Consider the following 11,163-nt stretch of genomic DNA (forward strand, 5'->3'; position numbering starts at 1 on the left):
ACGTTCATTTGCGGCATCGCGCTGAATGTGATCGCCCTTATGTCCGTGATTGCAGTGACCTCCGCGCCGGTTCTAAGCGCAGTGCGGGTTGCCGACACTGAACCCCCGTTTTCAAAATGCATGGTCGGCGCGCGGGCCCCTTTCGACCTACTTGTTCGTTATAGCGTTGGCCGACTTACCCGGCCGCCCCATCTAGGAGGTGATCATGCCCAAACTAGCTCTTTACGTGCCTTTGAAGGCCAAACCCGGCAGGGAGAGTGACATCGCTGCTTTCCTCAAGTCGGCACTCCCGCTCGTGCAAGACGAGCCCGGGACGCTGACATGGTATGCGATCGAAGAAGGCCCCGGCGCTTACGCCATCTTCGATACCTTTGACACTGAGGAGGATCGACAGGCTCATCTCGACGGTAAAGTGGCTGCTGCACTAATGGAAAAGGCGGAAGATTTGTTCGCCGAGCCGCCTCAGATCCATAAGCTCACGCTTCTAGCCGCGAAATAGGGCGCGCCCGCCGGTCCTGTCATTTCGATTTGATGTCGAAGCAACGGCTGCTTGTGGGTTTAACCGCTTCTGCCGAGTGTAACTGCTGTAAAGGCACGTTGATGGCCAGCCATTTTTGGGCCGTAAGCGGTCGGTCCGCGAATGGCGCTTAGAACGGTAAGTCGGCCATCGGACTTCGCGCGTTAGCCTCCTGCAGATTAATTCTTGGACTTATTTTCCTTTGCTACTTCAGTTTCAGCCGCGGAAGGGGTGTCCAAGTCGTGATCCAGTTCTTCTGCTTTGTCCGTGATTTGCTCTTGCGCAGCTTCGTAGCGCTCGTCGAAAGTCGGCTCGCTTTTGCACGCGCAGACAGCGAAGAGTGCGAGCAGGCCTACTAAATTACGCATCAATAGTTCTTCCGGTAGCGGATGTTCACATTCGTGGCTCCTGAGCCGCCGGCTTGGCTGAGTATCGAAAGGAATGGCGTCAGGCTCACTTCGAGCTGCGTGGCGGTGAATCCGCGCGCATCGGTGATGAATTCGACATAGATGTCATCGGTCAAATACTGCCCCGCAGCGAGGGCGGTTCCGCGGCCGCTTGTATCGTCGGGACCGAGAATGCGCAGGCGGTCAACTCCGGTTGCGGAACGCAGTTTGCCGAGCGGATTGAGACCGCCGCCGCTGCCGCGCAGCGAGTTGAGCGACGCGGCGAGCTGCACTGCCTGGATCGTCGAGAGGTTGCCGATCGAGCTGCCGAACAGGATGCGCGACAGGATTTCGTCCTGCGGCAGGCCGGGTACGCTCGAAAACGCAATCTGCGGATCGTAGGCCCGGCCGGTGATGTTCACGTTGACCGTGACGTCCTCGATATCCTCGGTGGCCGTCAGGCGGATGACCGGATCGATCGAGGTCCCGCCGGTGAAGTCCACGCGCCCGTCGCTCAGTTCGAACGAGCGACCGGCGAAACCAAGCGTCCCGCGAACCAGTTCGACGTCGCCCGAGATGCGCGGTGCGTTACTGGTGCCGCCAAGGCGCATATCGGCCCGCCATTCGGATTCGAGCCCCATACCCGAAACATAGAGCCTTTCCGGAGCATTGAGCGCGATATCGAGCCGCAGCTGGTCGAACAGGCCGGGTTGCGGTTCGGCTGACTCGTCGCCCGTTATCCGCTTCGGTCCGCGCGGGGGCTTGAAGCGCACGCCGGTGAGTTCGGGCACCTGCGCCGAACCCTGGCGGATGATTTCGTAGCGCGTTTCGGGCAAGGTGATTTCGCCCGACAGCAGCGCAGTCTGTCCGGCCGCCTTGGCCAGCCGCAGATTACCGGTCGCCGTGGCGGACAGCGCGTCGCTCCGCGCTAGCCGCGCATCGTCCAGTGCGACCTCGACATTCATCGGATAGCCGCTCGCTTCCGCCAGGCTGACATAGCCCTGCGCACTGACGGTGCCGTCGCCTGCGGTCGCGGTCAGCCGTTCGATCTCGAACCGATCGCCGCTGAAGCGCCCGGCAATGGCCATGTTCGACAGCCGCGTGCCATAGGTCTGATTTTCGTAGGTGAGATTGCTGGCACGCACGATGCCGGCCAGTTGCGGACTCTGCACCCGTCCCGAGAAATCCGCCGCCACACCGATCGGACCCGACAGCCGTTGGTCGGGCTGGCCGGCAAAGGAGAACAGCGTATCCGCCGGCCCGTTGTAGCGGATCCCGCCGTCGAGCGGCGCCGCCAGTAGGCGCGTCGTCCAGCTGCCCGAGCCGGGCGGCAGCGGAGTGAGAGAGGCAGTCATTCGCCCGATCACGCTGCCACGCCGGCGCATAACTGCGCGTGCCTCGCCGCCGTTGGGAAGCAGCTTGCCGACGAAGTTGATATCGACCGGCTGGCTGACCGACACTGCCGTGGTGCGACTGAAATTCGCGATCCGCAAGCGTGCGTCCGCGCGCGGGAAAGCGGAAGAATTGGCTTGGCTGAAATCGAGACTGCCGGTGGCGCGCCCGTTGACGCCGAGCCCAGGCACGAAGGCGTCGATCATCGTCAGATCAAGCGAATCGAGGCGGCTCTGGAGTTCGACCCCCGCGCCGTACGTGCCCGCCAGCCGAATATTGCCACGGCCGAAATCGATCCGCGTGGGCAGCAATTCGTATTCGCCCGAGCGCGGGATGATACGCGCCGGACTGGTGGTCGCAAAGTCGATCCCGCGCACCCGCCCCTTGAGCGCGGCGCGCCACAGGTCGGGCCGGAGTTCGGCATTCGCGGCGACGCGGAACGGCACTCCGCTGACACCTTCCGCCAGCACTTTCGCGGTGCCGCTGCCGTCGCGATAGTCGATCTTGGCGCGCGCGGCGTTGAGGTTGAGACTGCCGAAGACCGTCTGTGCAAGTTGCGCATCGGCCACGATGTAAGGCTGGTCGTAGAGTATTATCCTCGCATCCACGATTGCCGAACCGATCGCGAGGTTGGCGGGGCCGGGCAGCATCGTGTCGCGTGCGCGCAGATTGACCAGCGCTTGCTGATATTGCCCGACCGCGTCGAGACGCACTATCCCCGCCACGCCCCGCCCATTGGCATCGAGCCGGCCAGCGAATGGCCCCGCCGGAGTCTGCGACAGCGAGCCGGAGAAATCTATTCCGGCCAGGTTCGCGCTATTGATATCGAGCGTCAGCTGATTGCCCGTCCCGAGCACGACATCTGCGGTTAGCGGGCCATAATCGGTATCGGCGGTGGCATCGAGCCGGTAGCCGTTCCGTGTACCGGTGATCTCCGCGCGCAAATTGGCGAGGCCGATGCCGAAATCTGGCCGCTCGGCGGTGACCACGGCTTGGGGATCGGTGAGCGTCCCCGCCACCCGCACCCCGACCCGGCCATAGGCATCTGTGATGCCGTCGGCATTGAGCGCGAGCCGTCCGTCTGGCGCGTAGAAGCCATTGCCGCCAGCTATGCGCACGGCGGGAGCACGCAGCGAAAGGTTCGAGAAGCGAATGATTCCGTCCGGTCCATAGCGCACATCGCTTGCGGCAACGGCATTGCCGCCGAGGAAATTGCGCACGCTCTCATTGAACAGGCTGGTCGAGCGAGCGCGGACCCGGCCCGCCAGCGCGAAACCGCCGTCCTGCGATTCGAGATCGACGTTGGTCTCGATGTTGAAGATGCCGACGCTTTCCACCCTGTAATTGTCGATCCTGCCGTCGATCGCGCCGGTGTAGAGACCGGTGGAGGTATCGGCGAGCAGGATCAGCCCGGCATCGATCCGGTCCGAACGGATCCGCATGTTGTCCGACAGGATGCGCGAGCCGTCGATTGCGAGGTCGCCCGCGAGGCGGACATCGCGCAACGTTCCGCCCGCGACGGTGTCGAGACCCTCGATCCGGGAGACGCTGGCTTCGACCGGTATCATGATCCGGTCGGCGTCGACCGTCGCTTCGCCGCTCGCGCGAAGGTTTTCCAGCCCCATGTCGTTCATGACGAGGCGATTTGCGTTGATCGCATACTGCACTCGCGGAGTGGCGAATTCGCCGTTAAGTGTCAGCATGGCGCGCAGTCCGCTGCCGCGCAGGTTTTCCGCCATTGCCGAGGGCTTCAGCAGCACGAACGCGAGCTTGAGATCTTCGAAGCTGTTGTCCGAAAGATCGACCAGCCCATTGGTGTTGAGGCGGAAGGCGTCGCTGCCGAGATTGCCCGCGAGCGTTGCGCGGCGCTCGTCGAGCGTGGCGGTCATGTCGATATTCATCACCGGGCCGAGCAGGGCGGCGGTAGGCCCTTCGAACATCCGCGCAATGCGGGTCGGACCGCGTACGGCGAAAGTTCCCTCGCGCGCGGAGAGCTTCAGTCGGGCGAACTCGCTACCGGCGAGGTTGGCGTCGAGCCGCCCGTTCCACGCGTCCCAGCTGCCATTGCCATTGAGGCGGATGCGGACCGGCTCGGTCAGGCCTGCCATTGCCGCGAGCACGCCGTCACCGGGTGCATTCAAGTCGAGGTCGAGATCGAGCTTGTTTTCCTCGGGCAGGGCGTCGAGCAGCAGCGCGATGCGGTCGCCTCCCGCACGGCCTTGGCCCGCTGTGGTCACGGCATCGAATCTGGCCTGCGCGCGACCATCGGCGATATGCGCCTCGCCCGCCAGCGACGCCACCCGGCGCTCGCCGCTGACCGGCGCTTCGGCGACGAAGCTGTCGATCCGGAGCGTGCCGATATCGATGTCGTAATCGGGCAGCAGCGGATCTTCGGATGGCGGCGTCTCGTTGAATTCGGGCAGGCGTTGCAGCGTTACCAGCCGCGATGTCAGTGAACGAATATCGATATGGCTATTGATGAAGGCGAACGGGCGCCAGTCCATCCGCATCTCGGACGAGGTCAGGAAGGTGCCTTTGGGATCGGATAGCGACACGTCGTGCAGGATCATTTCGCCGTAGAGCGAACCCTCGATCCGCCCGACATTGATTCCCATCCCGTTCTCGAACTCCAGCGCGCCGATCTGGTCCGCGACGAACCGTTTGCCCGGACCCGTGTTGAGGCCGATCAGAAGCGCCGCCACCAGGAGCACCAAGCCGCCGATCACGATCGCGCCCCATTTGGCTACGGTCGGCGCGCGGTTGCGGCAGGGTGGTTCGATCAGCGTGTCTTCGGCCATCAGAATGCTTGTCCGATCGAGACGTAGACTGCGAACTTGCTCTCGCCCTCGCGCCGGTTGAGCGGCATCGCGACATCGAGCCGTAGTGGACCGAAATTGGTATAGTAGCGCCCGCCAACGCCGGCACCGAAACGCAAATCGCTGAAATCGGGGACCGTGCTTTCATAGACCTGCCCGACATCGACGAACCCGACGACGCCGAAATTGCCGAAGCGGTAACGGACTTCGGCAGCCGCTTCGTTGAGGCTGCGCCCGCCGAGAGGCCGGTAGATGAGTGGCGCTTCCTCATCCGGTTCGTCCGGATCGGGCTCGAAATCCGGATCGGGATAAACGACGCGCGGACCCAATTGCTGGTAGCCGAAGCCGCGCACCGATCCGCCACCACCTGAATAGAAGCGGCGCGATGGCGCCAGGTCGAACCGTTCAATGCCCTGAATTGTGCCGACGCGCACCCGGCCTGCCAGCGTGATCGCGTCGGTCGGCGAGAAATAGGCCGATCCGTCCACCCGCGCGCGCACATAGGGCGTGAAGCCGTCTTCCAGCGAGCCTTCCGGTTCGACCAGCGCGGTAATGCGGAATCCCTCGCGCGCATTGAGCAGGCTGTCTGTACGATCGATGCCAACCTGGCCGATCAGCCCGCCGATGAAGAAAGTGCGGCGATCAAGTTCTCCGAGAGCTAGGTCGTAGTCCTGTTCGTTGGTGCCGATCAGCTGCGCGCCGTAAGCATAGGTGAAGGGCTTCTGCCAGATATTGGTCGAATCGTAGCTCACCAGCGCGGATAGGCGTCCGGTAAACGCCTCGTAGGCGTCGTAGTTGCTGTGAAGCGCCTCAGCGGACGCCTGAAAGGTGCGATCACGCCTGCCCGCGTTGGAGCGGCGGAATGTCAGGCCCGCCCCCTGTTCCTGCGTCCCCGCCACCGCGCGGGCAATCAACGCGCCTTCGGGCGGAAAAAGATTGCGGTGAGTCCAGCTGCCTTCGATCCTGAAGCCTTGCCCCGTCCCAAAGCCCGCACTTCCGGCCAGGGTGCGCGGTGGCCCGGCATCCTGCTCGACGAGGATGGACGCGTATTCGGTGCCGTCGCCTGCCGCTTCTCCGCTCTCTTCGGGCAGCACCGAGACGGTATTGAACAGGCCCGTTGCGACCAGCGCCTGCCGCAAATCGTCGACCATTCGGCTGTCGTAGAGCTCGCCGCGCTCAAAGCGCGCCAGCACTTCCACATGCTCGGCGTCGAAGGCCAGATTCCCCGTCGTGCGGATTTCGCCAAACCGCGAACGTGGTCCGGTGGTGACCGGCAAGGTATAAACCCCGTCGCCGGTTTCCTGATCGAGCAGAATGTCGCGCTGGCCGATCTCTGCGAATGGGTAGCCGTTTTGCGGAAGAGTGACCGCCACCTGGGCTTCGGCCCCCTGCACGCGCGTGGCGATAATCGGTTCGCCTACTTGCAGTGCCAGATTATCACGGATGAGGTTAGCTGGCTCGGTAGGCGGCGCATCAATCACGATGTCGGAGAAAACATAGCGTGGTCCCGGCAAGACATCGATCACTGCAGTCAATGGCTGTCCGTCCGGCTCATTCGATCGATCAACACGCGTCGTAGCGCGTGCCTCGTACCAACCCTCCGCGACGAGGATGCGTTGCATCAAGGCGCTGTCCTCGGTCAGCCTCGCCGAAACCTGCGCGACATTTGCTGCTTCGCCGTCGCCGTCCTCGAGCGCAGACAAATCATCGAACTGCCCGCGCAGGCTCGTGTCCGTTTGTTCATCGGCCGCATCGAGTCCGTTCACCTGAACCGAGTAGGCGATCTCGACGACCTCCTCGTCGCTCTCGTCCTGAGCGAACTCGACGGGCTCCACTTCGAACTGTTCAAGCGGCGGAAGGGGAACCACCAGTTCGGCATCACGGACCGGAGCATCGCCGATTTCTTCGACCGTCTCGCCGTCAGCCAGAGCAGGGTCGTTGAGTGGCGGCGCCTCGCCCGCGGCCGGATTGCCATCGGGCTGCGCCGCGGCGATCCGGCGCTCGAATTCCTCGATCGACTCGAGCGGTGAGTCGAGTTCAGGATCGGAAAGCGGGTCCAGTTCCGGTATCGTGTCCTCGAATTCCTCATCGGTTATTACGGGGCCAAGTTCGGGCAGGTCCGCGTCGGCAGGAGGAACTGGAACGGGAGGCTCTGAAGGATCACCACCCGTCGGCTCGACATCCTGTGCCAGCGCTGGGTTAGCAACGATAGCGAGCGCGCATGCAAGCATGGAGACAGCATAAGGCCGAACCGGGGCACGATTTTTTCGCGGAGGTGTTTGAACAAGAGGCAAATTATCGACGACCATAGAAAGCGACCCAAGGTGCATAACGAAGGACTAACCGGATCATCGCCAAGCGGTCGGCAAGCCTCAGATGAGGCCGATAATCCCACTCATGGTGCAAGTTCATCACCCAAACACGCTCCCGGCGCAACCGCAAAAAGTCCTTGGCAGATGCCAAAAGCTGCTTGGAAACAGATTCTTAGCCGTGTGTGGACTATGTGGGGATTTCACAATCTGTCTCTTTTGGGCGCTGGTGTGGCTTTTTTCACCTTCCTTGCGCTCACGCCGCTCATCGCCGCGACCGTAATGGTCTATGGATTGGTTGGGGACGTCGAAACCGTCCAGAGACAGATGCGGTCCATCATCGAGCTGGTCCCGCGCGAAGCGGCCGCGGTCATCGAAAACCAGTTGCTCAGCGTCGTCACGGCGAATGCCGGAGTGACCGGGCTGGCACTCGCCATTGCCTTGGGTTTCGCAGTATTCGGAGGGATGCGTGCCGCCAACGGGCTGATTGGCGCACTCAACATCATCAACGAAGAACACGAGACAAGAGGCATTATTTCGCTAAATTTTCGTGCGGCGGCGCTCACGTTGGCAGCCATTTTCGTAGCATTGACAGGATTGATCAGCAGCGGAATGTTTGCCTGGTTGCAAATGCAAGCCGGTGACCTGCTCGGCGAAGCAGCTGCGTTTGCAATTAAGTGTCTGACCTGGATTGGATCGATCCTGTTCGGGAGCGCTGGTTTTGCTCTCATCATGCGCTACGGACCGGACCGAGAGCCGGCCCGATGGCTATGGCTCGCTCCCGGCGCGCTCCTCGCAACACTACTCTGGATCGCAGTCTCGTTCGGATTTTCGTTCTATGTAGCTTATGTCAGCGACTACAACGCCACGTATGGGTCGTTGTCCGCTATCGTTGTTTTCCTGATGTGGCTTTTTCTGTCCGCGTATGGCGTTCTTGGTGGTGCGTTGCTGAACGCCGAGATCGAGCGCCAAACAACGGTCGACACGACGACCGGTTTGGAAATGCCGATTGGAGATCGGGGCGCGGTTCTCGCCGATTTGGCCGAAGGCGGGCTCTCCATTAGCCAGTGGATGGAAAAGGCAGAACGTCGAGCCGTGCGCCGTCACTTGCGATCTCATAAGATCAGGTCCTCTTTCAAGAATTGAGGCAAAGGGTGTCTACGCTTTGCGACGTTTGAGTAGGAAGGTTCGCCCGATATGACAATTTATGGGCCGATGCACGAACCCGCTTCGCGGGATGGTTGCTTGTGGTGAGGGTGATGTAGAACGACGGGCGTAGCGTCTGGTCCGAGAGAGGCAGACGATCGTGGCTCCTTCAACCGAGGAGTCGAACGATGAACGAGATTATTCCGATTGGGCCTGTCAGCCCGCTGCGCCAGCGGCTGATCGAAGATATGACCCTGCGCCGGTTCAGCCCGGAGACGCAGCGCAACTATCTGCGCGATGTCGGGCGGTTCGCGACCTGGCTGGGGCGCTCGCCCCACACCGCGACCGCCGAGGATGTCCGGCGGTTCCAGATCGAGCAGCGGGACGCCGGCATCCCGGCGCCGACCATGAACAGCATCGTGTCGGCGCTGCGGTTCTTCTTCACTCACACGCTCGACCGTCCCGAGCTTGCCCGTAAGCTGGTCCGCACCGCGCACGCCCGCAAGATCCCGGTGGTGTTGACGCAGAGCGAGGTGAAGCGGCTGCTCGATGCGACCACCTGCCTCAAGCACCAGGCCGCGTTGTCGGTCGCCTATGGCGCGGGTCTGCGCGTCGGCGAGGTCGCGGCGCTCAAGGTGCGCGATATCGACAGCAAGCGCATGCTGCTCAGGATCGAACGCGGCAAGGGCGGGCGCTATCGCAATGCCATGCTGCCCGAAGGGTTGCTCGTGCTGCTGCGCGACTGGTGGCGCGCGGGCCGGCAGCAGGGCGTGCTCCACGCCGATGGCTGGCTCTTCCCCGGTCGAGGCGCCATGCTGCCGATCAGCACACGGCAGCTCCACCGCGTCGTCGTCGAAGCCGCCGAGGCAGCCGACATCGCCAGGCGGGTCGGACCGCACACCCTGCGGCACAGTTTTGCGACCCACCTGCTCGAGGACGGGGTCGATATCCGCGTCATCCAGGTGCTGCTCGGCCACGCCAAGCTGGGCACCACCGCGTTCTACGCCCAGGTGGCGACCAAGACGATGCGGGCGGTGGTCAGCCCGCTCGATCGGCTCGCGCTCGCGGCACCGGACAAGAAGGCGCCAAGCGGCTGAGAGCCGGTGCGCGCCTCACTCGAGGTCGCCGATGTCTTGCGTGCCGCCGGGCCAGCTTATCGGGCTACCCATGCCGGGCATCTGAGCCTGCAGCAGCTCAAGGTCATGTCGGCGATCGAGCACTGCCGCACCGCCGCGCTGGGCGGGCATGTCGAGGCCTGCACCGACTGCGGGCACTGGCGGATCGCCTACAACTCCTGCCGCAACCGGCATTGCCCCAAGTGCCAGGGCGCCGCCGCACGGACCTGGCTCGCCGCGCGCGAGGCCGACCTGCTGCCGGTCGGTTACTTCCATGTCGTGTTCACGCTGCCCGCCGAGATCGCCGAGATCGCGTTCACCAACAAGGCGCTCCTCTACGACCTGCTGTTCAAGACCGCCTCGGAGACGATGCTGACCATCGCCGCCGATCCCAGGCATCTCGGCGCCCGGATCGGCATCACCGCCGTGCTTCACACCTGGGGTTCGGCCATGACCCACCATCCGCACATCCACATGATCGTGCCGGGAGGCGGCATCGCGCTGGACGGGGAGAGATGGATATCCTCCCGCCCGGCTTTCCTCCTTCCGGTGCGAGTGCTGGGTGCACTCTTCCGCCGCCTGTTCCTCACCCGGCTGCTGGCGCTGCACGATGCCGGTAAGCTCGCCTTCTTCAGCCAGCTGGCACCTCTTGCTGACCGGCGCGCGTTGCTGCGCCACCTGTCGCCAGTGCGCAAGAAGCGCTGGGTGGTCTATGCCAAGCCGCCGTTCGCCGGTCCCGAGGCAGTGCTCGCCTATCTGTCGCGCTACACCCACCGGATCGCCATCTCGAACAGCCGTCTCCTCCGGTTCGGCGAGAGCGGCGTCACGTTCCGCTACAAGGATTATCGCCGCTCCGCGCCAGACCGTCAGCAAGTGATGACGCTCAGCGCCGACGAGTTCATCCGCCGCTTCCTGCTGCACTGCCTGCCGCGCGGGTTCCACCGCATCCGCCACTACGGCCTGCTCGCCGCCAGCACCCGCAAAGCCCATCTCGAACGCGCCCGTCAGCTGCTAGCGATCGCACCGCCGGCGACGGACGAGCCCTCCATCGAACCGCCCGATCCGCGTCCGGCATGCCCTTGCTGCGGCGGGCGCATGGTCGTCATCGAGACGTTCCAGCGCTGCCACCTGCCGCGCGGTCCGCCATACCCGATCGTCCCATCCGGCATGCCCACGCCGTGATCCGGCACGGCCCGACACCCTCGCGCCCCGCCGCAGCCACGCTTCCGGCGACAAGGACGTCTGCATATCGTCCGTCCAAGAGCGGTCGTCCCATCGCCAAAATCGGACGGACGCGCTTCCCACGGCTGCTGTGTCTCCACAAAATCGGACAGGCTGCTCTCAGGCACGTCCGCTTATCGGCACCGTCAGCAGACGCCCGGACAAACCCGAAATCAAAATCCCCATAGCTCATCGCGTGCGGCCCGCGGGTTCGGGCACCGTCGACTTTCCGACGCCTCACGGCGTCCGAAACTCTAAACG

General features: G+C 63.5%; 7 protein-coding genes. 4 read left to right on the top strand and 3 right to left on the bottom strand.

The features are described from left to right. The first annotated feature begins 205 nt into the window (after window positions 1–205). Entirely contained in the window at window positions 206–499 is a 294-nt protein-coding gene (locus GRI69_RS15570) for a putative quinol monooxygenase (RefSeq protein ID WP_160683805.1), read from the top strand. A gap of 197 nt (window positions 500–696) precedes the next feature. On the opposite strand, the gene GRI69_RS16215 is transcribed toward GRI69_RS15570, so the two are convergent. From GRI69_RS16215 to GRI69_RS15580, 3 genes are read right to left on the bottom strand one after another with little or no spacing between them, the layout of a single operon-like run. Further along, window positions 697–885, bottom strand: a complete 189-nt coding sequence (locus GRI69_RS16215; RefSeq protein WP_237453163.1) for a hypothetical protein — start codon at window positions 883–885, stop codon at window positions 697–699. Next, window positions 885–5,093 carry a translocation/assembly module TamB domain-containing protein gene (locus tag GRI69_RS15575; RefSeq protein WP_160729080.1) on the bottom strand — a complete coding sequence of 1,403 codons (4,209 nt, stop codon included), beginning with the start codon at window positions 5,091–5,093 and terminating at the stop codon, window positions 885–887. The genes GRI69_RS16215 and GRI69_RS15575 overlap by 1 nt, the downstream gene beginning before the upstream one ends. Further along, entirely contained in the window at window positions 5,093–7,342 is a 2,250-nt protein-coding gene (locus tag GRI69_RS15580) for an autotransporter assembly complex protein TamA (RefSeq protein WP_237453164.1), read from the bottom strand. Before GRI69_RS15580 ends, GRI69_RS15575 begins: the two co-directional genes overlap by 1 nt. A gap of 225 nt (window positions 7,343–7,567) precedes the next feature. On the opposite strand from GRI69_RS15580, the gene GRI69_RS15585 reads away from it, so the two are divergent. The 3 genes from GRI69_RS15585 (at window position 7,568) to GRI69_RS15595 (ending at window position 10,863) form a co-directional block, all read left to right on the top strand. Further along, window positions 7,568–8,566: a YihY/virulence factor BrkB family protein gene (locus GRI69_RS15585; protein ID WP_160729082.1), complete on the top strand. Its 999-nt coding sequence runs from the start codon at window positions 7,568–7,570 to the stop codon at window positions 8,564–8,566. Window positions 8,567–8,754: 188 nt separating this feature from the next. Continuing rightward, entirely contained in the window at window positions 8,755–9,663 is a 909-nt protein-coding gene (locus GRI69_RS15590) for a tyrosine-type recombinase/integrase (RefSeq protein WP_160726971.1), read from the top strand. A gap of 6 nt (window positions 9,664–9,669) precedes the next feature. Continuing rightward, the gene (locus GRI69_RS15595; protein WP_160726970.1) at window positions 9,670–10,863 is read left to right on the top strand and encodes an IS91 family transposase; all 1,194 of its coding nucleotides are present in this window, start codon (window positions 9,670–9,672) and stop codon (window positions 10,861–10,863) included. Window positions 10,864–11,163 lie beyond the last annotated feature (300 nt).

The organism is Qipengyuania vulgaris, from assembly GCF_009827325.1.
GTDB lineage: Bacteria > Pseudomonadota > Alphaproteobacteria > Sphingomonadales > Sphingomonadaceae > Qipengyuania > Qipengyuania vulgaris.

What these genes read in the sequence shown, in the direction of transcription:
- GRI69_RS15570 (WP_160683805.1), top strand. Translation starts at nt 206, where the DNA reads ATGCCCAAACTAGCTCTTTACGTGCCTTTGAAGGCCAAACCCGGCAGG.
- GRI69_RS16215 (WP_237453163.1), bottom strand. Translation starts at nt 885, where the DNA reads ATGCGTAATTTAGTAGGCCTGCTCGCACTCTTCGCTGTCTGCGCGTGC.
- GRI69_RS15575 (WP_160729080.1), bottom strand. Translation starts at nt 5,093, where the DNA reads ATGGCCGAAGACACGCTGATCGAACCACCCTGCCGCAACCGCGCGCCG.
- GRI69_RS15580 (WP_237453164.1), bottom strand. Translation starts at nt 7,342, where the DNA reads ATGCTTGCATGCGCGCTCGCTATCGTTGCTAACCCAGCGCTGGCACAG.
- GRI69_RS15585 (WP_160729082.1), top strand. Translation starts at nt 7,568, where the DNA reads ATGCCAAAAGCTGCTTGGAAACAGATTCTTAGCCGTGTGTGGACTATG.
- GRI69_RS15590 (WP_160726971.1), top strand. Translation starts at nt 8,755, where the DNA reads ATGAACGAGATTATTCCGATTGGGCCTGTCAGCCCGCTGCGCCAGCGG.